We start from the raw sequence: 22260 nt of genomic DNA, 5'->3' as shown, positions 1-22260 counted from the left end.
CTGATGACAACACCAGTGAAGACGACGCCGTCGGCAGCGGGCACCCCGCTGTCGACGGTGCTCGGTGACACGATCGAGGCGGCGCGCGCCGCCGACCGTGACGACCTGGTCGTCCGGTTGGAGGCGGTCGCGCAGCGAGTCAACGATCCGCGCAGGCGCATCGTGGTGACCGGTCAACTCGAGCAGGGCAAGAGTCGTTTCGTGAACGCCCTGCTCGGTCTGGACATCTGCCGCGTGGGCGACGACCTGACCACCACGATCCCGCTGCAACTGGAATACGGTGCCGTTCCGCGTGCCGAGCTGGTTCTCACCGCGGCGGGTGCGAACGAGATGCGGGTGGAGGTGCCGTTCGACGAGATCGGCACCATCGATGCCCGCAGCCCGTACGCGCAGGGCAGGCAGATCGCCAGGATCGAGGCGGCGGTGCCCAATCAGCTGCTCAGCGAGGGCATCGTCCTGCTGGACACGCCTGGCGTGGGCGGCCACGCCAGCGCGTACTCGGCGGCGGTCCTGGGCATGGTGCCCGCGGCGGATGCGGTGCTGATGCTGTCGGACGCCTCCACCGAGCTGACCGAGCCCGAGCTGTCGTTCCTGCGTCAGGTGCGTGAGCTGTGCCCGACCGTCGCGGTGTTGATCACGAAGATCGACATGTACCCGCATTGGCGTCAGGTCGCCGAGGCCGATCGCGCGCACATCGCCCGCGCCGGCCTGGACGTGCCGATGATGCCGGTGTCGTCGCTGTTGCGCGCGCACGCGCTGCGGTTGAACAACCCGCAGTTGGGTCGCGAATCCGGTTTCGGCGCCCTGTTCGGTTTCCTCAAGGAACAGGTGGTCGCGCGCGATCAGGTGTCCGCCCGTGCGGCGGTGGCCCGCGAATTGCATTCGGCCGCAGAGCATTTGGCTTTGGTGCTCGGTAGTGAACTCGTGGCCCTGAGCGATCCGCAACGCTCCGACGCCGCGATCAGGGAACTCACCGCGGCCCGCACCGCCGCCGAGGACCTGCGCCGCAATTCTGGTTATTGGCAGCAGACGCTGTCGGACGGCATCACCGATCTGATGAGCGACATCGACCACGACCTGCGCGAACGCCTGCGCGCGGTGGCGCATACGGCCGAGGACTGGATCGATCAGCACGACCCGAGCAGGCACTGGCAGGCCATCGCCGAATGGCTCACCGGAACCGTCGACACGGCGTTGGGCGACAACCTGCTGTGGACCCACACCAGGGCCGAAACCCTGGCCGAACAGGTGGCCGAGCATTTCGGTCAGGCCAGCGCCGTCGACCTGCCCGATGTGGACAACGCGATGGATTCCGAGGGCAAGGGTGCCGCGGCGGGCACCTTGAACGAGCTCGAGCCCGATATCAGCATGACCAGCAAGGTGCTGGTCGGTCTGCGCGGTTCCTACGGTGGCGTGCTGATGGTCGGTTTGGCGTCCACGCTGGCCGGCTTGGCGCTGTTGAATCCGCTGTCGATCGGCGCGGGTGTGCTGGTGGGTGGCAAGGCGTACAAGGACGACAAGACGCAGCGTCTGGCCCGGAAACGCATCGAGGCCAAGGCCGCGGTGCGCCGTTTCGTCGACGACGTGGCGTTCCAGGCCGGCAAGGAAACCAAGGACCGGATGCATCGCATCCACCGGGCCTTGCGTGACCATTACACCGGCGTGGCCGACCGCACCGTGCGCTCGATCGACGCCTCGCTGCGCGCCGCCCAGGATGCCGCCAACAGTGCGGTGGCCGACCGTTCCGATCGCCGCGGCGAACTCGAACACCAGTTGGTTCGGGTGGCCGAGCTGCGTCGGTACGCCGACGGAATGCTCGAGCTGGAAGGTCCGTCGAGTCGCCAACGCTCCTACGTGGCGCCGTCGGCGGGTGTGCGTCCGGTCCCGGTCGCCGACCGCAAGGCCAAGTGACCTGCGGAGTTCGTGCCGGATCCGTTCGAAGGTGTGTTTAAGTGAATAGATGAGGGCCGCGCGACGATGAGGCATCACGCGGACACCCCTGTCTCGGGCGAGATGGCGTCCAGCCGCCCGTCCGAGCCCGTGCACGGCGGTCTCGCCGAGGCGCGCGACCTGGTCGCGGCCGCCGCACAGGCTCTGGGCCATGACCCGTTGGCCCGCAGTCTGCTGTCCGACTGTGCCGACCGGCTGCGCCAACCCTTGCGTGTGGCGCTGGCCGGGTCGATCAAGGCGGGGAAGTCCACGCTGCTCAATGCCCTGGTCGGCCAGAGCATCGCCCCCACGGACGCCACCGAGTGCACCCGCGTGGTCACCTGGTATCGCACCGGCGCCACGCCGATGGTCACCGCGTACGCGTCGTCGGGCGCCTCGGCCAACGTCGTCCTCCGCCGTGGCGCGGGCGCGCACGGCCTGACTTTCGAAATGAACAATCTGCGCTGGAACCCCAAGGGTGACCACCTGGTCGACCACCTCGAAGTCCGTTGGCCGACAGCCGAACTCTCGCGTACCACCATCATCGACACCCCCGGTACCTCTTCTCTTTCGCGTGATGTTTCCGAGCGCACGATGCGCCTGCTGACCCCCGCCGACATCGATGCCGACGCTGTGACGATCCCCGGCGCGGACGCCGTGGTGTATCTGCTGCGCCGGATGGACGCCGCCGACGTGCACTTCCTCGAACAGATCGGCGCCGACGGTCGAGCCGGCCACCTGGGCGTGGTCGGGGTGGTCTCCCGCGCCGACGAGATCAGCGCGGGTCGTATCGACGCCCTCAATTCCGCCCGCGACGTGGCCTCCCGATTCGCCACCGAACTCGAGCGAACCGGCCTGTGCCAGGCCGTTATCCCCGTGGCCGGCCTGCTCGCTTTCGCGGCGGCGACCCTGACCCAACCCGAATTCGCCGCGTTCGCCGCCCTGGCCGCCCTCCCCGCGGAAGACCTCGAACTGGCCATGCTCTCGGCCGATCGCTTCTCCCGCCCCGACATCGACCTGCCGGTTTCCCCGCTGACCCGTGCCCAGTTGCTGGACCGGTTCGGCATGTTCGGTGTGCGTATGGCCACCGAACTGGTCCGCACCGGTATCGGTGACGCCACCGCCCTGTCCGTCGAGTTGACCGCCCGCAGCGGCATCAACGAGCTGCGCACCGTCCTGGACGTCCAATTCGGCCAGCGCGCAGACCAACTCAAAGCTCACTCCGCGCTGACGGCCCTGGATCGAGTCATCACCGCCAACCCCGGCACCGCGGCAGACCAACTCCTCCCGCGAATCCACACCCTCCTGGCCGATGTTCACGGCTTCGCCGAACTCCGGCTGCTCGGTCGGCTGCGCACCGACGAACTCCCACTCCCGCCGGACGATCTCACCGAACTGTTCCGCCTGATCGGCGGCGCCGGTGTCGCCCCCCATGTACGCCTCGGCCTCCCCGCGGATGCCGACCCCGAAACCCTGCGTACGCACGCGATCGCCGCGGCCCACAAGTGGCACACCCGATCCCGTCATCCCCTGATCGACAAGGCCACCGCCACCGCGTGTCTGACCGCGGTTCGCAGTGCCGAGGGAGCACTCTCTCAGCTATCGAGCTGACTTCCCCCGTTACCTTTTCGACTCCGACTCGATCCTACTCGGAAATCCGCGTAACGAAAGGGTTCCGAATGCGGAATATCCTTCCGAAGACTCGCAAGTCCGAGCGTGAAACGCACCCACCGACAGACGAGCACGGATCGGGCCCGCAAGCCGCGATCCGAAGGAGCGCAGGCCCATGAACCCCACCTCGATCCTCGACTTCATCCTCGATCTGCTGCGCGATCCCCAAGCCGCAGCAAACTATTGCGCCAACCCCGTCCAAACCCTGTGCGACGCACACCTGTCGGCCACTCCCGCCGAAATCAGCGCCGCCGCCCCGACTATCGCGGCCTCCCTCCGGCCCGACAGCAGTAACCCTGTCCACGCCATCGTCGCCGCGGGCACCACCGCATCCGCGGCGACCGCAACGACAATTGCTGCCGACACCCAAGCTGCCGCCACCCTCGGCTTGGCGACCAACCTCACCGGCGACATCGCCACCGACCTCGGCACCGCCGTGACCACCTCCACCGGTCTGACGACCTACCTCAGCGGTGCGTCGAACGTGAGCATAAATGGGGGCACCGACATGTCGGCCGCCCTGAACACCGCCGCCGAGATTTCCGGCGCATTCGGCGCCCAGATCGGGGCGGCCGCCAATGCCGGTGCCTCGGCGACCTCGCTCACCGAAGCGAACACCGACCTCGGCGCCCAGATCGCGGCAGGCCTGACCGCAGGCGCCGGCGCCACCCTCGGCACCGCGTTCGAAGCGGCCCCCACCACCGGCCTCGAAACCTCCCTGTCCACCGCATTCGCCACCACCACCCAACTCGCCCCGTCACTCGTCGGCGCGGTAGATACGAGCGCGGCCATCGGCGCAGGCGCAACCACCGGCCTGACCAGCACCGCAACAACAGGCGCTCCAACCGCCATCGACACGTCCATCAGCACCACCGCCCACGGCGCAGCCGAATCAGGCGCGCACCTCGGCACCGGCTTGGAGACCACCTTGGGCACCACCACGTCGTCCACAGTCGCGACCACACAAGCGTCAACCGACTTCGCCGCCACAGCATCCACGTCGACCACCGCCGACCCCACGGCACCGACCACCGCCGACTTCACCACCACCACAACCGCATCCGCCGACACCTGGTCCGCCGTAGACGTAGACAGCGCCTTCGGCCCCGCCCTGCACGCCTCCCCTCTCACCGGCGACACCGGCCTCCTCGACGATTCCCTCACCACCCCGCAGTCCTTCGACGCCCCCGACGAACTCTTCCACTGACCCCCATGGACACCCTGCTGTCGCTCCTCGACGACACCGCGACGGCCGCCCGCACCACCGGCCGCGAAGACCTGGTGGCCCGCCTCGAATCAGCCGCGATCCGTCTGCGTGACCCGCGCAGACGGATCATCGTCGCGGGCCACCCCTCCCAGGGCAAGAGCCGCTTCATCAACGCCCTGCTGAACCAGGACATCTGTCCCGTAGGCGACGACGCAACCACCACGATCCCGCTCCAACTGGCCTACGCCCCGCACGCAAGAGCCGAATTAGTGCTGTCCACAACAGTTTCCGACGAAACCCGCGTCGAGTTCCCGATCGAGGAACTCGCGCAGATCGATGCCCGCGCCGCAGGCAAAACGATCACGAGAATCGACCTCCACCTCCCGAACGACCTACTCGCCGACGGCATAGTCATCATCGACACCCCCGGCATCGGCACCCGCGGCCGCTCGGTGGGAGTACTGGAAATGCTGCCCACCGCCGACGCCGTCCTGATGGTCACCGACGCCTCGACCGAACTCACCGCCCCGGAACTGACGTTCCTCCGCCAGGTGCACGAATTCGGTGTCGCCACAGCAGTATTGGTGACAAAGACCGACCTTTACCCCCACTGGCGCCAGGTCTTCGAAGCGGACCGCGAACACCTGGCCCAGTTGGCCCTGCCCGTCCTTCCAATCTCGGCACTGCTGCGCACACACGCACTACGCCGACAAGACGCCCAACTCGGCGCCGAATCCGGTTTCGGCGAGCTCTTCCAGTTCCTGCGCGAGGTAGTAACTCGCAAGGAATCCGCGACCCGCCGCACGATCGCCTGCGAAATATCCTCCGCCGCAGAACATCTGACACTCGCCCTGGGCAGCGAACTAGCAGCCCTCCGCGACCCACAACACGCAGCCACCACCATCGCCGAACTCGAAGCAGCGAAAGCGACTGCCCAACAACTACATCGGCGAACAGCCGCCTGGCAGCAGACCCTCGCCGACGGCATCACCGACCTGGCAGGCGACGTCGACCACGACCTCCGCGAACGCCTACGCACCATCAGCCGCACCGGCGAGGAGTGGATCGACGACCACGACCCCGGCCGCCACTGGCAAGCCATCGCCGAATGGCTCACCGGCACAGTCGATACCGCCCTCGGCGACAACCTCCTGTGGGCCCACGCGAGAGCGGAAACCCTCGCCGAACGTGTAGCCGAACACTTTCAAGAACTCGGCACCACCGAACTGCCCGCCCTCGCCATCGAAGCCACCCACCAAACCGGCACCCTGGCCGAACTGGAACCCGATATCGGTGTGGTCTCCAAGGTCCTGGTCGGCATGCGCGGTTCATATGGCGGCGTCCTGATGGTAGGTCTCGCAACAACATTCGCCGGTCTGGCCATGCTGAACCCCCTGTCGATCGGCGCGGGCGTGCTGGTCGGCGGCAAGGCCTACCGCGACGACAAACAAGCCCGCCTCACCCGCCGCCGCGCCGAAGCGAAGAACGCCGTCCGCCGCTTCCTCGACGACATCGCCTTCCATGCCGCCAAGGACACCAAGGACCGCACCCACCACATCCACCGCACCCTGCGCGACCACTACGCGGGCATCGCCGAGCGCACCCTCCGCTCGATCGACGAATCCCTCACCGCCGCACAACAATCAGCGGGCATCAAAGCCGCCGACCGAGACCGCCGCACCGCCATCCTGGAACACCAACTGGCAACGCTGCGGCACCGAACGGCCCAACTCCACGTACCGACGAACGCATAGGGGCGCACGGCAACGCGCGCCCCCAGCAGTTTCATATCGTGACGGTTTCCGGCTCATCATCGAGCATCCGCTGCTCCAATCTGGCATCCTTCGGCAGAGCGAAGAATCCGAGGCACACCAGCAGCAGCATCCCGATGCCGTAGAACAGTGTGTGCCGGAAGCTCTCCGCGAAGTTCACGGCATTCGCCTCCGCACCAGCCTCGCCGAGCATCCGCGAAACAGCTTCGCCACCAACACCATTCGGATTACAACTAGCAGGCACCACCGTCGGATCATCCTCCGCCGATCGATCGTGCACACACGCCGCGAACCCGGCCACGATCTGATCCTGCACCCCCACCGGCACCCCCTCGACGGCCAATTCCGCCCGAATCTGCGGCGTCACCGACTCCACCCCACGATCCGAATCCCGGTCCAGCACACTGAAGAACAGCACCCCGACCAGCGCCACCCCGAGCGCCGTCCCCAACTGCTGCCCCGTATTGAGCAACCCCGACGCCGACCCGGCCTCACGCACCGGCACCTGCCCGAGCAACAGATCCAGCGTCGGCGCCACCACCATCCCGAACCCAGCCCCGGTGATCACCAACGGCAAAGCCATCTGCCACGAAGTGAACTCACTCCCGTACCGCACCCCCATCGCCCCGTACAGCGCGAACCCCGCCGCATTCACCAGCGCCCCGATCATCAACACCCGCCGCCCATACCGCGCGGCCAGCACCCCGACCGAAAGTCCCGCTCCCACACCGGCACCCACCGCGAACAATGCCGAGGTGAGCCCCGCCCGCAGCGGCGACCATCCGAGCCCGCCCTGCATGAACAACGTCCACACCAGGAAGAACCCACCCATCGCGATCCAGAACAGCAACCAGGCCCCCAGCCCGACCGCGAACGGCCGCGACCGGAACAGCCCGAGGTCGACCAGCGGCGACCGCCCGGCCCGCGTCAGCGCACGCTCGTAGAACAGGAACGCCGCGAACACCGCGACAGCCGCACCCATCATCACGAAAGTCCAAGCGGGCCAATCGAGTCGACGCCCCTCTGTCAGCGGATACACCAGCAGCAGCACCGAGGAAACCGCCAGCACCATCCCGACCGGATCCAACCGGGGCGGCGTCGCCGACTTCGAATCGCTCATCACGAACCACGCCGCGACGAACCCCGCGATCCCGACGGGGATGTTCACCAAAAAGATGGTCCGCCAACCCAATCCGAACAGATCGGCCTGCACCAGCACGCCGCCGAGTGCCAGCCCCACCGCCGAGGCCGACCCGCCGACACCGCTGTACACGGCAATCGCCTTGGCCCGCTCCTCCTTCGGGAACGTCGTCTGAATGATCGCCAGAATCTGCGGCACCATCAACGCCCCCATCGCACCCTGCGCGAAACGGGACCCGATGAGCATGGTCGGATCGGTTGCCAGCCCACACGCCGCCGAGGCGAGCGTGAAACCGGCCATGCCGGTGAGGAATACGCGTTTGCGGCCGTAGATGTCGCCGAGCCGCCCGCCGGTGATCAACACCGCGGCGAAGGCGAGCACGTACGCGGCGATGATCCATTCGAGCTGCGAGTACTCGGCCTGCAGGTCGCCCTGGATGCTGGGCACCGCCACATTGACGATGGTCACGTCGAGCAGGTCCATGAAGCCGGCGGCCAGCACCACTGCGAAGGCGATCCAGCGCCGGGGATCGGGAGGTGGGGGAGTGGAAGAGGTTGTCATCCTTCAAACTATGCACCTGAAGTGATTATCAATCAATAGGGCAATCATGAACGGTGCGTTAATCGGCGTATCGTAGGGGCGTGACCGACCCGACGCAGCTGTCGACCCACGCCGGATTCCTCCTCGGCCAACTGGGCTTCCACTCCGCCTACCGCTTCAGCGACCTCCTCGCGCCCCTCGGCATCAAGCCCCGCCACTTCGGCATGCTGAAACTCCTGAAGGCTCACGACGGCAGGACCCAGCAGGAGCTCGGCGAGGCCCTCGATATCCACCGCAACGTCATGGTCGGCCTGGTAGACGACCTGGAGAAGCGCAACCTCGTCGAACGCCGCCGCCATCCCGTCGACCGCCGAGCCCACGCTCTCCATCTACTCCCGGCCGCCCACACCCTCCTGGCCGAGGCCGAAGAACGCGTCGCCGAACTCGACGCCGAAGTCCTGGCACCCCTCACTCCGGAGGATCGCGTCCTCTTCCTGGACCTCCTGCGCAGAACCGCCGAAGGCAACGGCCTGCGTCCCGGAATCCACCCCGGCCTCACCCGCTGAGGAAGGTCTCCAGACCGTCACGATCGCGCATCAGGGGCTGACGTTGAGCGCACTCGTGGCAAGAATGGCGTGGGAATGAATCTCCGCAGCTGCTGGTTGTGCCGATCAACAACATTGAGCGACCTGGACTCAACTTCGGGTTGACTTGCGGTGGATCTCGAGGGCAAGATTGAGCCCACCACGCTCAGCGTTGCTGAAACTCGAACGTCAAACAGGAGGAACCACTATGGCTCGTGCGGTCGGAATCGACCTCGGGACCACGAACTCCGTCGTCGCCGTGCTCGAAGGCGGCGAGCCGGTCGTTGTCGCGAACTCCGAAGGCTCGCGTACCACTCCCTCGATCGTCGCCTTCGCGAAGAACGGCGAGGTTCTCGTCGGTCAGCCCGCGAAGAACCAGGCGGTCACCAACGTCGACCGCACCATCCGCTCGGTCAAGCGCCACATCGGCACCGACTGGAACGTCGAGATCGACGACAAGAAGTACACGCCGCAGGAGATCTCCGCGCGCACGCTGATGAAGCTGAAGCGCGATGCCGAGGCCTACCTGGGCGAGGAGATCACCGACGCCGTGATCACCGTCCCGGCCTACTTCGAAGACGCCCAGCGTCAGGCCACCAAGGAAGCCGGCCAGATCGCCGGTCTGAACGTGCTGCGCATCGTCAACGAGCCCACCGCGGCGGCGCTGGCGTACGGCCTGGACAAGGGCGACAAAGAGCAGACCATCCTGGTGTTCGACCTCGGTGGCGGCACCTTCGACGTCTCGCTGCTGGAAATCGGCGAGGGCGTCGTCGAGGTCCGCGCGACCTCCGGTGACAACCACCTCGGTGGCGACGACTGGGACGAGCGCATCGTCACCTGGCTGGTCGACAAGTTCAAGGCGTCCTCGGGCATCGACCTGACCAAGGACAAGATGGCCATGCAGCGTCTGCGCGAGGCCGCCGAGAAGGCGAAGATCGAGCTCAGCTCCAGCCAGAGCACCTCGATCAACCTGCCCTACATCACCGTCGACGCGGACAAGAACCCGCTGTTCCTCGACGAGCAGCTCACCCGCTCGGAGTTCCAGAAGATCACCTCCGATCTGCTGGATCGCACCCGCGCGCCGTTCCAGTCCGTGATCAAGGACTCGGGCCTGAACGTGGCCGACATCGACCACGTCGTGCTCGTCGGTGGCTCCACCCGTATGCCCGCCGTCTCGGACCTGGTCAAGGAACTGACCGGCGGCCGTGAGCCCAACAAGGGCGTGAACCCGGACGAGGTCGTCGCCGTCGGCGCCGCCCTGCAGGCCGGTGTCCTCAAGGGCGAGGTCAAGGATGTTCTGCTGCTCGACGTCACCCCGCTGAGCCTCGGCATCGAGACCAAGGGTGGCGTGATGACCAAGCTCATCGAGCGCAACACCACCATCCCCACCAAGCGCTCGGAAACCTTCACCACCGCCGACGACAACCAGCCGTCGGTGCAGATCCAGGTGTTCCAGGGTGAGCGCGAGCTCGCCTCGCACAACAAGCTGCTCGGTTCGTTCGAGCTCACCGGTCTGCCGCCGGCCCCGCGTGGCGTGCCGCAGATCGAGGTCACCTTCGACATCGACGCCAACGGCATCGTGCACGTGACCGCCAAGGATAAGGGCACCGGCAAGGAAAACAAGATCAAGATCCAGGACGGTTCCGGCCTGTCCAAGGAAGAGATCGACCGCATGGTCGCCGACGCCGAGGCGCACGCCGCCGACGACAAGGTGCGCCGTGAAGAGGCCGAGACCCGCAACCAGGCCGAGTCGCTGGTGCACCAGACCGAGAAGTTCATCAACGAGCAGAAGCTGAGCGAGGGCGGCGCGCAGGTGTCCGCCGATCAGCTGGCGAAGGTGGAGAACGCGGTCGCCGAGGCCAAGGCCGCGCTGGACGGCACCGATATCTCCGCGGTGAAGTCCGCGGTGGAGAAGCTGGCCACCGAGTCGCAGGCGCTGGGCCAGGCCATCTACGAGGCCACCGCCGCCGCCGACGCGCAGTCCGGTAACGGTTCGGGCCCCAGCCAGGCCGATGACGATCAGGTCGTCGACGCCGAGGTCGTGGACGAGCCGGTCGACACGGACAAGAAGTGACGCAGGAGAACTCCTCCGAGCAGGAGTTGATCGAGGACATCGTCGAGGACGCGGAGGTCGCCGATGCGGCGGCCCCCGCCCCCGAGGATGTCGCGCCGGAAAGCGATGAGCTGGCCGAGCGCACCGCCGACCTGCAGCGGTTGACCGCGGAATACGCGAACTACCGCCGCCGGGTCGAGCGTGACCGACAGGCCAACATCGATTCGGCCAAGGCCCAGGTGGTCACCGAATTGCTGGCCGTACTCGACGATCTGGATCGTGCCCGCGCGCACGGCGACCTGGAATCGGGTCCACTGCGGTCGGTGGCGGACAAGCTGGAAACCGCGCTGACCAAGCAGGGCCTTGTCGAATTCGGTGCCACCGGCGACCCGTTCGACCCGACCCTGCACGAGGCCGTGCAGCACGAGGGTTCGGGTGCGGATCCGGTGATCGGGATCGTCATGCGCAAGGGTTATCGGTTCGGCGATCGCGTGCTGCGGCACGCGTTGGTCGGGGTCACCGACGCGGAGGCATCGGACGCTGATGCCGACGCGAACGAGCAATAAGAAAGGAGGAGATGCCCGGTGAGCCAACGGGAGTGGATCGAAAAGGACTTCTACAAGGAGCTGGGTGTCTCCTCCGGCGCCTCGCAGGACGAGATCAAGAAGGCCTACCGCAAGCTGGCCCGCGACCTGCACCCGGACTCCAATCCGGGTGACACCAAGGCCGAGGAGCGGTTCAAGACCGTCAGCGAAGCCAACGCGGTGCTGTCGGATCCGGCCAAGCGCAAGGAGTACGACGAAACGCGCCGCATGTTCGCGGGCGGTGGCGGCGGCGGGCGAGGATACGGCGGCGGTGGCGGGTTCAATCCCGGTGCGGGCGGCGGGTTCTCGCAGGACTTCAACATCGGCGACATCTTCGGACAAGCCGGTGGCGCCGGTGCCGCGGGCGACGGCGGCCTCGGCGATCTGCTGGGTGGGCTGTTCGGCAACCGCGGTGGCGGCGGTCGGGCGGCGTCGCGTCCGCGGCGCGGTTCCGATGTGGAGACCGAGACGACGCTGGGTTTCCGGGAGGCCGCCCAGGGTGTGACCGTTCCGCTGCGGATGACCAGTCCGTCGCCGTGCACCACGTGTCACGGCAGCGGCGCCAAGCCGGGCACCAGCCCGCGCGTGTGCCCGCACTGCGATGGTGCGGGTGTGGTCAGCCGTAATCAGGGTGCGTTCGGTTTCAGCGAACCCTGTGACGACTGCCGCGGTACCGGCACGATCATCGACGACCCGTGTTCGGACTGTTCGGGCACCGGTATCCAAAACCGCACGCGCACCATCACTGTCCGGATTCCGCCGGGCGTGAGCGACGGTCAGAAGATCCGGTTGGCCGGGCAGGGCGAGGCGGGTCTGCGCGGCGCGCCGTCGGGCGACCTGTTCGTCACCGTGCACGTGAGCCAGGACAAGGTCTTCGGCCGTCAAGGCGACGACCTGACCCTGGTGTTGCCCGTGAGCTACAGCGAATTGGTGCTCGGGACAACGGTTTCGGTGCCCACCCTGGATGGTCGGGTCGGTGTGAAGGTGCCTCCGGGCACTGCCGACGGGCGTATTCTGCGGGTGCGTGGTCGTGGTGTGCCCAAGCGCGGTGCGGCGGGCGGTGCCGGTGACCTGCTGGTCACGGTGAAGGTCGCGGTGCCGCAAACGCTGGATTCCGATGCCACCGACGCGCTCAAGCGTTACCAGGAGGCGGAGAAGTCCAGTGGTTTCGAACCGCGCGGAGGATGGGCGGGTGCGTGATGCGCGCAGCCGGCTCAGCGCCTGGAGGAGGTAGCGCAGCGTGACCAGGGAGGGCGCAGGCAGCCCGGCCGATCCGAATTCCGTGTCCGATGCCGCCGCGCGTGCCGAGTTCTTCATGATCTCGGTGGCGGCTCAACTGGCGGGGATGCACGCGCAGACGTTGCGTACCTACGACCGGTTGGGTTTGGTGACACCGCAACGGACCTCGGGTGGCGGGCGTCGCTATTCGGCCCGTGATGTCGAGGTGTTGCGCGAGGTGCAGCGCTTGTCGCAGGACGAGGGCGTCAACCTCGCGGGCATCAAACGCATCATCGAGCTCACCAATCAGGTCGAGGCGCTGCAGCATCGCGTCGAGGAGATGAGCGCGGAGTTGGAGCGGTTGCGGGCGGGTTATCGGCCCGATCTGTCGCCGCCCCAGCGCAGTACCGCGCTGGTGGTGTGGCAGCCGCGGCATCGCCGCTGACGTTCGGTTTCACCTCGGGCCTCCGGTTCGACATCCGCTTGTCGCGGGTGCGAATCGGGGGCCCGTCGCCGTTGGCGAGGCAATGCCGAGCGACCCGCTGGTGACTGTCCAGCAACTCACTTATTCCTGATCTCGCTGATCGAATACTGCGCTGCAGGGCGCTGAGGTGCGGATTTATCACCGCGGATGTCCAAAAGTTAGCTGGCTCGAAGCTGGATCAGGCTCGGCGCGAGGGTGATTCGGCGCTGTCGGGCAGCCACTCCGGTGCAGCCGCCCCGCGTGTCACGGCACGGCGCGTCGGAGCGTGGCGCAATCGCGCCGTAGCGGGGGAGTCGCTCTACCAGCGACGTTGGTGGTGAAATGCCTGGTATGTCAGGAACTTTGAGCGATCGTGAGGCCGTATTCACCCCCAGTTAACGGTCTGTAGGTATGTTTTAGGCGGACACAGATGAGCTGCACCTTGGTTTTCGAGAATTACACGCGTGATGTTTAAGAGTACGATTCCGAAGCTGGCAAACCTCGCCTAGACTTCTCGCATCGGCTGCTGACGAGTGTCCTCCCAGCCCGTCACTCGCCGGCGCGGCTAGCGTTCGATGGCGAAACGAGGTTGTGACACATATGGATTCGCGGACTGTCGCTTTGATCCGTACTACGTTCAAGGCGGTCGCTGCGGAAGACGGTGGACCGGAGAAGCTGTCGAGGTCGTTCTACTCGATCCTGTTCACGGACTACCCCGGTGTCCGTGACTACTTCCCGGCCGCCATGGATTCCCAGCGTGACCGACTCGTCAAGGCGATCTCCTACGCCCTGGACCGTCTCGAGGAGCCCGACAAGCTCCTGCCGTTCCTGGCCCAGCTCGGGCGCGACCATCGCAAGTACGGCGTGCAACCGGCGCACTATGTGGCCGTGGCCAACTCGTTGAAGTCGGCCATGCGACAGTTCGCGGGCACGGAGATGTGGACCGACGAGGTCGCCGCCGCCTGGGACGAGGGCCTGGCCACCATCAGCGGCGCGATGATCAGCGCCGCCGACAAGGAGTCGACCCCGCCCGCCTGGAAGGGCACCGTGGTCGAACACCGCGAGGTGCTGCGCAATCTCACGGTCGTGCGGTTGCAGCTCGACGAACCGATGCAGTACGCCGCGGGCCAGTACCTCAGCGTGCAGATCCCGTCCCGGCCACGGATGTGGCGGTACCTGTCACCCGCGAACCCGGCAAACCCCAACGGGGAGATCGAATTCCACATCCGCAGTGTGCTCGGCGGTTGGGTCAGCCCCGCGATGATCGCGCACACCGCGGTCGGCGACCAGTGGCTGCTCGGCTCCCCGCTGGGCGGTCTGGGCGTGCCCCGCAACACCAAACGCAAAATGCTGATGGTCGGCTGCGGCACCGGCATCGCCCCCCTGCGCGCCCAGATCATGGCCATGGCCCAACGCCGCGTGAACCCGAAGGTCCACCTGTTCGTCGGCGGCCACCACCCCTGCGACCTCTACGACCTGCAGGTCCTGAGCCAACTTGCCATCGCCAACAAATGGCTCACCATCACCCCCGTCACCGAAAGTGACGAAAACCCCTGGTGGTACTACGATTCCGGCGAACCCCACCCCGACCTACCCGGCCTGGAACCCCGCATGACCGGCCAAATCGGCAAGGTAGTAGCCAGCTACGGCCCCTGGTCCGACCGCGACGTCCAAATAGTCGGCTCCCCATCCATGGTCCAAACCACCAAGTTCCGCTTGATGGCAGCAGGCACGCAGGCCCAATCAATCCGCCACGACCCGTTGTTCTGAGCGTTCATCGGGAGCAGGCACGCAAGCCCAGTCAATCCGCCACGATCCGTTGTTCTGACTCGTCATTCCCGCGGGCACCAAGCCCAATCGACCCGACGCGACCTCTGGTTTCGAGAATCAGCCGAGCACAAGGCGGTGGGCGTTGAACCTACTCAGAGAACGGTGAACACTCGTGTCGGAGCGGCGGCGATTCGAAGAGGTCCTGTCACCTGACGGATAGTCTGCGCTATCTCGGTGTCGGTGTCGGTGTCGGGTCACGCGGGTCCGGAGAGCAGAGCGTGAGGAATGTCTTTCCATTCAGCGCGGCAACCTCGGTGGGGTTCAGCCAGCCGACATCTTGGAACCAGTAGGTATCATTCGGGTGTGCGGTAGATTCCCGCACAACTGTCGGAATATCAGTAGATTCTCCCATCAGAGTCAGCTCGTTCTGAGTTTTCCAGTCGAACCCTTGTGGGAGCGGCGTTATGATTCGCCAGCCCGGATTTGGCCCGAGGGTCAGATACTCGATGTCGGCTCCCTCTGGTCGTTCGGAGGCCAGCACCAAGTAGGTAGCGTTGTTTCGATCGAAGAGAAATGACAAGCGATCCTGCTCAGGACATTGCGGTCCTGTCCAGATATGCAATATTCCGTCCGTCATGCGCGCACCGAATGCTCTCGGCAATCCCGGACTCGTATCTTGATCCAAATCGGTGAGGAGTTGGCAGGAAGTCAGCATCGCTGTTGCGATCAAAGCTACAGCCACGCGGCGGATCACTTGTATCCCCCGTCTCGCAAACCGGCATCCTCCTCCAAGCCGTCAATATTGGTTCTTACAGCCCAGAGCATGCCGAGGAAGCCCTTTTGTGCCCATTGCTGGGAATGCCGTTCCTCGTGATGTAGGAGTGGGTCTAGATCTCTGCCAGTGTTGAAGGTCGTGAGCCCCTGCTCGCCCCACTTATTGCCGCTTTCGACAACCTGCTGGAGCTTGTCTGCTGGATCGAGCGGATAATCGATATTTAGCATGAATATGTCGCCGTAAGTGGTTCCACCTAGCTGACTGTAGACGCTTTGCAGCGTGTTGCCACCCAAACCCATCAGCATTCCGTTGGGAGTGGCGACGAGGCTTCCGCCATTATTGTTGACAAAGCTCACGTCCTGACTGTAGGTCCAAGAATTCTTGTCTTGGCGGTCAATAATGCGCTGAATCTCGCTACTGGAATACGGGGTTTCGAGGAAATCGTTCGGCCGATAAGATCGACTTGCCGCCGCGTCGTAGTCGGTGCCCGCATTCAAAATGTATGACATTACTACGGCGCGTTTCGCATCATCTCCGCTGATGTCATACGGCAGTTGGAAGTAGGTTTTTCCGTCCGGGTCGGTGAGCGGTTCAAGTCGATCGAGGACCGTGAAGTCGTCCGGAGTGATGTCGTGTGTGCTGGCGATATCGACAATCGTCTCCGGTGGTATTCCCCGACGACTTGCGTTCTCCATCCACTTCTTGTAGTTGCCGGTGTTGCCTGGGTCGTTGTAGAAGGCTTTGTTGAAGTCGCGGTAGTACTGCTGGGTGTCGGTTGGCACGCCTGGGACGTATTTACCCGCGGAGATGTCGGCAATGTCCTTGGCGGATACGCCGGTTGGCAGGTGGGCCATGATCGCGGCCGCTGTCGTGTGGTCGCCGTTGCGTAGTGCGGCGGCGAGGGCCGCGCCGTCCTCGGTGGCGAGTCGAGTAGCTGCCGCGTCGGATCGGTCGTCGGCGACGTCGAGGCCCGATCCGAGCAGATCGCCTGCCGCGCGAATGTATTCGGCGTGTTCAGCCAACTTGGCGATGGCGGTGCTTGCCGCTGCTTCGAGTGCTCTGTGGGCGGTATTGATGAGTTCTTGGTAGGCGTTGACCTGGTCGGCGCTGCCGGTGAGTTGCCAATTGTCGTTGATGGATAAGTCTGATCCGGGGGCTTCGAGTGCATCGGTTACCTTGCCAAGGAGCACGGATCGGTGGGATTCGAGCGAGGTCGCGACCTCGCGCAGCACCGCTGGTGCGTCACGGACTTCAAGGAAGAGTTTGTAGCCCTGCTGATGGTCTTGAGCTACCCGGTCGTATGCGGCGTCATGCGCCCTACCCATCCAATACGACTGGCTGTCTGTGAACACCTTCTTCGCTCGATCCAGTTGGTCGAGGTAGAGCTGATTCTCGGTCTCGATCCGGGCGGCGAAGTCGTAGAGTCGACTGGTCTTCCAGTTGATCACCTGTGTCCGGGTGATCGTCACGCGCCGGCCAATCGCTGTACGTCGAACTGGTGCATGGCTTGGGCGAAGTCCTCGTCGGTTGCTTGGACGTTCGACGCGGTCGTGGTCACTGCTTTCGAGATGGCCTCGAGCCGTTTGGTCACTCGCCAGTACGAGCCTTCGATGAACTCGCCGAGCTGCTTGCCGGCCGCCGGTACATCGCAGCCTGGCAGGGCGTCGCCGAGGTGATCGGATACCTCGCGGACGTTTCGCGCATCGATCTGGCGACCAACGTCGTCGAGGATGGTCGCCAACTTGCCCAACTCAACGATATCGGCGTGCAACATCCGTACTCCCCCAAACGTACGATCCGGATGAGTCAACCCTACCCCGGTCTCCCGCGACCCATGGTGGGTACAAGTCGAGTGAGCACGTCAGCCGGATGAGCATCGCGCGGAGACGCGGGCCCCTCAGGCACCTTCGGAAACGATGTTGGCCGGGGGAGTGCCCGATTCGATCAGGCGGTCGACGGTGGTGCGAACCATCGCTGGCGAACCACACACCAGCACTTGATGTTTGGTGAACGGACCGTGCGCTGCGGCCACGTCAGCGAGCGTCCCGTGCAGCATTTCCTCGGGCCCGAAACCGATATCGGAGCGGGTCTGCTCATACAATTCATCGCGCACCGCAGGATCATCCGGACTCTCCACAACGGGAATGACCGAAAGCCAAGGCAATTCGCCCGCCAGCAGGAACAGCATGTCGTTGGCATAGAGGTCGCGCGGCGAGCGCCCACCGACGAACAGATACGTGCGCGGCGGCATATCGCGACGAGCCAGCTCCAGAATCTGCGCCCGCATCGGCGCCAACCCGGTCCCGCCCGCGATCATCACCAATTCGACAGCATCGGGTTCCACCGCGAAAACCCCATGGGGAGCGTTGATTCGCCACTGATCACCCGGTTTGGTGTCGGTGACGATCGAACTCGAACACCACCCGCCCGGCACCGTCCGCACATGGAATTCGAGCTTGCCGTCCAGCGAAGGCGGCAGCGCGGGGGAGAACCGTCGTCGCACGCCCGGATGCTGCGGCACCTCGATTTCCACCGAGCCTCCCGCTTCGAACGGCACGAAGTCGCCGATCAGCCGGATCACGGCGAGGTCGTGGCGCAATCGGTGGTGTCCGACCACGGTCGCCGTCCATGCGGGGTCGGGAAAAGCGTTGCTCATCAGCCTCTTTCGCGAAGTCTCAGACGGGGTCGGACGCGATGATCTCACTCGGGGTGCCTGCTCGCAGCAGCGCGTGCCGGGTCTCGGCGATCATCGACGGCGAACCGGCGATCTGGATCTGCCGGTCCGACCACGCACCGAAACTGGTCACCACCGCTCCCAGATTACCGACCAGCCGGCGCGGCATTCCGGGCGGCGTGGTACCCGAATCTTGGGGATACCACCAGGGATTGGTGTTCTCGGCGCAGACCGGCACCACGGTCAGCCACGGGTTGGACTGCGACAGCTGCCACATATTGCCCACGTCGTAGAGGTCGCCCGGATACCGCCCGCCGATGAAGAAGTGCACGCGCGGGTTGATCCCCCGCTGACTCATCTCGATCAGCTGCGCCCGCAACGGCGCGATCCCGGTCCCCGACCCGATCATCAGCACATCGCGCTGCGATTCCCGATCCACGTGCAACCCACCGAGCGGCCCGGCGATCTTCCACCGATCTCCGACCTTGGTGTCGTTGACGATCGCCGGACTCACCCAGCCACCGCTGATCCGCCGCACATGGAATTCGATCTCGCCATACGGGTTGGCCGGGATGGCGGGGGAGAAGTAGCGCCACATGTTGGGCCGCTGCGGCACCGCGACCGGCACATACTGCCCGGCTTTGAACGGTATCGGCCCGTCGGCCTGCAGCCGCACGATCGCCAGATCATCGAGCACCCGCCGATGCCCGACCACGGTCGCGTCCCAGTACGGCTGCGAGGTGTCCTCGTTGGCCCCGATCGCCATCGACGCCGAGATCAGCAGCGTGATGTCACGCCACCCCTCGTCGAGTTCCCTGGTCCACCGGTTGCCGTGAAAAGTGCGCAGCGCGGCCAGCAACGCCCGTCCGGCCAGGTCGTAATGGTCGGCTTCGACCCCGTATTTGCGATGGTCGCGGGCCAGTTGCTCGAGGAACCGTTGGGCCCGCTCGAAGTCCTCGAGATGGTCGAGCACGAACTGCACCGCGGTGGTGATCCGCTTGGCCTGCATGTCCATGGCAGGCGGAAACAGCTCACGCAACCGCGGGTCCTGTGCGAACAGGTGACCGTAGAACGCGCTGATCAGCCGCTCGGAACCACCGGGTGTCTCGGCCACCCCGCGGAAATCGGCGCGGACCAGCGCAAGCGAACGCGCATCCACGTCGTCAAGCTCCGTTTCTATCGAATTTGCCGCAATGTGGCCCACCACACGGTGCAACCCACCCCAGTATCCCCCGAAACCAACATCCGGGTGCAGGGATGCTCATCACGCCGCCCCCAACCGCACGGATCGCCAACGCCAACGCCAACGCGACCTCGGCCCATCGATACGAGTCGGTGATCGCGAAGCCGACGAAGCCCAACCCCCTCTGCGATGAGTTCGAGGTGGCGCTGACAAAGAAAGAGCCCGCAGGCGCATACGTCCTGCGGACTCTTTCAAGCTCGCTGATGAGGGACCTTGTCCTCACCTTCTTAAGCCAGAATGCTACCACCTGTCGGTGACGTGCTCAAGAATCTATGCATGTCCAAGCGCCGAGCCAGAGCCGAACTGATCCGCTGCCTCCACAGGACGCGCCTGGAGCCGTACCTGGAGGAGGCCGGGCGGGATGAGCGGTCGGCTTTGGCGTTGTATCAGTGGAATCTGCAACTGACTGCGGCGTTCCAAGAGGTACTGAGTGTGACCGAGGTACTGCTTCGCAACGCGATCGACTGCCAGTTGCAGAAGTGGAACGACAACGAACTGGGCTCGTCAGGTAGCTGGCTGCTGACCGCCCCGGCCGCCCCGCTGCGGAGCCTCACCAACAGCAAGCGCGCAAGCGCAAAGGACCAGGCGGACAAGGCCGCCGCTCGGTGGGATGCGAAGCATCGCCGTTACGGCCACGTCGTGACGCACGACGACGTGCTGGCGCAGGTGACCTTCGGAGCGTGGAAGGATCTGCTGCCTAACCACGTACCCAACGCTGGCGATACGACGAGCAATGCCAATCGGGTGCGAATGTGGAACGAGGCGTTGATCCACGCATTTCCCCATGTGACCGACCCAGACGGAATGACGACGTTCTGGCGGGTATACCGATTGCATGGCCTGCGCAACCGCGTCTCGCATATGGAAAGCCTGCTGACCTGCGAGATCGCAGACAGGGCTCGAGACGTCTTCGATCTGGCAGGGTCGATCAGCCCGGCGGCGCGAAACTGGCTCACAGGTATCAGCCGTGTATCCGCGGTGGCGAAGACGCGACCGATGCCTACGAAGCTCGGTGCTCTCGTGGGGCCGATCAGTTGACGACTATCCGCACCGCCGCCTCCCGAGCCCCCTCATCGACCTCCCCGATCTCGAACCCCCTGCTCGCGATGTGCTGGATCAGCGCGGGCTCCGGCGGCAGGCCGTACTTGCGCAGGTAGTAGGGGACCGCGCCTGGCCAGACGAACACACCGTCGGTGTGGAAGTTCAGCGGCACGTCGCGTTTGGCCGGGTCGAACTCGTCGGCGTCGAAGCTGCGGGCGCTCAAAACCACCGGGGCGTGCTCGAGGTAGGACAGCACCTGCTCCTGGATGTCGGAGTCCACCGCAGGCCGGTTCACCACCGGTTTGCCGTCGGGTTTGCGGCCGTCGAACGGCGCCGAAAGTCGAAGTTCGCTCATGATCGGACAACTTACGCGGTGCCGTTGACGTGCCTGAATCAGATGGCGAGGACGGTTTTTCCGCGTGCACTGCCCTGGCCGAGCACTGCGGGTGCAGCCTCCAACGGCACAGTCATTTGCACCGGAACAACCACATCTCCCGCGGCGACCCGCGAAAGCAACCGGCTCAATTCCGCTGAGCTGCCTTTGGATTGGAAGTTTCCGCCGGTGATGTCGCGTGCTTTCAAGTCCTCTTCGTCAGCCGCCCAAGTAGTCGAGTAGGCGTGTCCGCCGCGTTTGACCAGCGTGGCGTGAGTGGCGAAATCCCCTGGCGCGCTGACCAAGTCGAAGAGAACGTCGATCCCGTCGGGGTGGGTGAAGCGAACGGCGTCGGTGACGCTGGTGTCCTTGTAGGTGGCGGGGTCCGGGTCGACGAAGTTGGGGTCGGCGGGGCGGATCTGGGTGTAGTCGACGGTTTCGGAGGCGCCGAGGCGGGCGACCTGGTCGGTGGCGTCGGCGCGGGCGGTGGCGATCACGTGGGCGCCTGCGATGTTGGCCAGTTGGACGAGGAAGGAACCCACTCCGCCGGTCGCGCCGACGATCAGAACTGTTTGGTCGGGCTGGATGCCGGCCGCGTCCACCAGATCCTGCGCGGTCACGCCGGCGATGGGCAGCGCCGCCGCGGCCACCGAGGTGACACCGTCGGGGATCGGGACCAGCGTCGCGTCTTCGGGGACGGTGGCGTATTGCGCCCAACTGCCGTGTCCCGCAGGCGCGGTCAGGAATTTGCCGACCACTTTGTCGCCGACCTTGAACTTGCTCACGCCCGACCCGATCGCGGAAACGGTGCCCGCGCCGTCCACGCCGAGGATCATCGGGAAGTCGGTGGGCATCTTGCCCTCCAGTATTCCGTCGGCCATTTTCAGGTCGAACGGGTTGACCCCCGCCGCGTCCAGGGCCACCTGAACCTCACCCGCGCCCGGTTCGGGCACGGGCACATCGGCGAGCTCGGGTGTGGCGCCGAACTTCTGAACCACGATCGCGCGCATAGGGGGTGAACTCCTCGCATCGGGGGTGAGCCGGGCATCGCAATCCTAGGCGGATAGGCGTCCGACATGCGGTGATTGATCGTCTTCGGTGGTGTCGCGGCGTACCGTGAAACGCGGATCGCAAGTCTGCCGAAGAAAACTAGAGTTGAGCGGAACAGACTCAACTCTACCCGCGTTGAACAAGTCGATACCCGGCACACACAAGGAGATTC

19 protein-coding genes are annotated in these 22260 nt (G+C 65.3%); 11 read left to right on the top strand and 8 right to left on the bottom strand.

The window, feature by feature from the left end:
- The first annotated feature begins 3 nt into the window (after window positions 1–3).
- The 4 genes from ACFWVD_RS17635 to ACFWVD_RS17620 all read left to right on the top strand — a co-directional run bounded on the left by ACFWVD_RS17635 (window position 4) and on the right by ACFWVD_RS17620 (window position 6561).
- Entirely contained in the window at window positions 4–1911 is a 1908-nt protein-coding gene (locus ACFWVD_RS17635) for a dynamin family protein (RefSeq protein WP_379243907.1), read from the top strand.
- A gap of 102 nt (window positions 1912–2013) precedes the next feature.
- Complete coding sequence (locus ACFWVD_RS17630) at window positions 2014–3540, top strand: dynamin family protein (protein WP_379243970.1); 1527 nt, start codon at window positions 2014–2016, stop codon at window positions 3538–3540.
- A gap of 175 nt (window positions 3541–3715) precedes the next feature.
- On the top strand, window positions 3716–4807 hold the full coding sequence (locus ACFWVD_RS17625; protein WP_379243905.1) for an IniB N-terminal domain-containing protein: 1092 nt from the start codon (window positions 3716–3718) through the stop codon (window positions 4805–4807).
- Between the two features lie 5 nt (window positions 4808–4812).
- Window positions 4813–6561 (top strand): dynamin family protein, encoded by a 1749-nt coding sequence (locus ACFWVD_RS17620; RefSeq protein ID WP_379243903.1) that lies wholly within the window; start codon window positions 4813–4815, stop codon window positions 6559–6561.
- A 31-nt stretch (window positions 6562–6592) separates the two neighbouring features.
- Here ACFWVD_RS17620 and ACFWVD_RS17615 read toward each other — a convergent pair whose 3' ends face one another.
- Complete coding sequence (locus ACFWVD_RS17615; protein WP_379243901.1) at window positions 6593–8281, bottom strand: MFS transporter; 1689 nt, start codon at window positions 8279–8281, stop codon at window positions 6593–6595.
- An 80-nt stretch (window positions 8282–8361) separates the two neighbouring features.
- On the opposite strand from ACFWVD_RS17615, the gene ACFWVD_RS17610 reads away from it, so the two are divergent.
- The 6 genes from ACFWVD_RS17610 to ACFWVD_RS17585 all read left to right on the top strand — a co-directional run bounded on the left by ACFWVD_RS17610 (window position 8362) and on the right by ACFWVD_RS17585 (window position 14932).
- A complete protein-coding gene (locus tag ACFWVD_RS17610; protein ID WP_379243899.1) occupies window positions 8362–8826 on the top strand; it encodes a MarR family winged helix-turn-helix transcriptional regulator in 465 nt (154 codons plus the stop codon).
- Window positions 8827–9052: 226 nt separating this feature from the next.
- The gene (gene dnaK / locus ACFWVD_RS17605) at window positions 9053–10918 is read left to right on the top strand and encodes a molecular chaperone DnaK (protein ID WP_379243897.1); all 1866 of its coding nucleotides are present in this window, start codon (window positions 9053–9055) and stop codon (window positions 10916–10918) included.
- Window positions 10915–11463, top strand: a complete 549-nt coding sequence (grpE, locus tag ACFWVD_RS17600; protein WP_379243895.1) for a nucleotide exchange factor GrpE — start codon at window positions 10915–10917, stop codon at window positions 11461–11463. The genes dnaK and grpE overlap by 4 nt, the downstream gene beginning before the upstream one ends.
- A gap of 18 nt (window positions 11464–11481) precedes the next feature.
- Window positions 11482–12681, top strand: a complete 1200-nt coding sequence (dnaJ, locus tag ACFWVD_RS17595; protein WP_379243893.1) for a molecular chaperone DnaJ — start codon at window positions 11482–11484, stop codon at window positions 12679–12681.
- A gap of 115 nt (window positions 12682–12796) precedes the next feature.
- The gene (locus tag ACFWVD_RS17590; RefSeq protein WP_379243969.1) at window positions 12797–13144 is read left to right on the top strand and encodes a heat shock protein transcriptional repressor HspR; all 348 of its coding nucleotides are present in this window, start codon (window positions 12797–12799) and stop codon (window positions 13142–13144) included.
- Between the two features lie 618 nt (window positions 13145–13762).
- On the top strand, window positions 13763–14932 hold the full coding sequence (locus ACFWVD_RS17585; RefSeq protein ID WP_379243891.1) for a globin domain-containing protein: 1170 nt from the start codon (window positions 13763–13765) through the stop codon (window positions 14930–14932).
- 226 nt (window positions 14933–15158) lie between these two features.
- Here the strand turns inward: ACFWVD_RS17585 and ACFWVD_RS17580 are convergent, their stop codons facing one another.
- The 5 genes from ACFWVD_RS17580 to ACFWVD_RS17560 form a co-directional block, all read right to left on the bottom strand.
- Window positions 15159–15674, bottom strand: coding sequence for a hypothetical protein (locus ACFWVD_RS17580; protein WP_379243889.1), 516 nt, complete (start codon window positions 15672–15674; stop codon window positions 15159–15161).
- A gap of 8 nt (window positions 15675–15682) precedes the next feature.
- A complete protein-coding gene (locus ACFWVD_RS17575; RefSeq protein ID WP_379243887.1) occupies window positions 15683–17176 on the bottom strand; it encodes a hypothetical protein in 1494 nt (497 codons plus the stop codon).
- Window positions 17173–17478, bottom strand: a complete 306-nt coding sequence (locus tag ACFWVD_RS17570) for a hypothetical protein (protein ID WP_379243885.1) — start codon at window positions 17476–17478, stop codon at window positions 17173–17175. Before ACFWVD_RS17570 ends, ACFWVD_RS17575 begins: the two co-directional genes overlap by 4 nt.
- A 126-nt stretch (window positions 17479–17604) precedes the next feature.
- The gene (locus ACFWVD_RS17565) at window positions 17605–18363 is read right to left on the bottom strand and encodes an FAD-binding oxidoreductase (protein ID WP_379243883.1); all 759 of its coding nucleotides are present in this window, start codon (window positions 18361–18363) and stop codon (window positions 17605–17607) included.
- A gap of 19 nt (window positions 18364–18382) precedes the next feature.
- Complete coding sequence (locus tag ACFWVD_RS17560; RefSeq protein ID WP_379243881.1) at window positions 18383–19540, bottom strand: FAD-binding oxidoreductase; 1158 nt, start codon at window positions 19538–19540, stop codon at window positions 18383–18385.
- Between the two features lie 360 nt (window positions 19541–19900).
- Here ACFWVD_RS17560 and ACFWVD_RS17555 point away from each other — a divergent pair, with 360 nt between their 5' ends.
- A complete protein-coding gene (locus tag ACFWVD_RS17555) occupies window positions 19901–20662 on the top strand; it encodes a hypothetical protein (RefSeq protein ID WP_379243879.1) in 762 nt (253 codons plus the stop codon).
- Here the strand turns inward: ACFWVD_RS17555 and ACFWVD_RS17550 are convergent.
- Window positions 20655–21020 (bottom strand): hypothetical protein, encoded by a 366-nt coding sequence (locus ACFWVD_RS17550; RefSeq protein WP_379243877.1) that lies wholly within the window; start codon window positions 21018–21020, stop codon window positions 20655–20657. The two genes, ACFWVD_RS17555 and ACFWVD_RS17550, sit on opposite strands and share 8 nt — an antisense overlap.
- 38 nt (window positions 21021–21058) lie before the next feature.
- Complete coding sequence (locus ACFWVD_RS17545) at window positions 21059–22048, bottom strand: NADP-dependent oxidoreductase (protein WP_379243875.1); 990 nt, start codon at window positions 22046–22048, stop codon at window positions 21059–21061.
- Between the last annotated feature and the right edge of the window lie 212 nt (window positions 22049–22260).

Origin of the sequence: Nocardia sp. NPDC058666, from assembly GCF_042714895.1 — a bacterium.
Classification (GTDB): Bacteria; Actinomycetota; Actinomycetes; order Mycobacteriales; family Mycobacteriaceae; genus Nocardia.
Note: the sequence above shows the minus strand (reverse complement) of the source record. Positions and strands in the feature narration are given on the sequence as shown.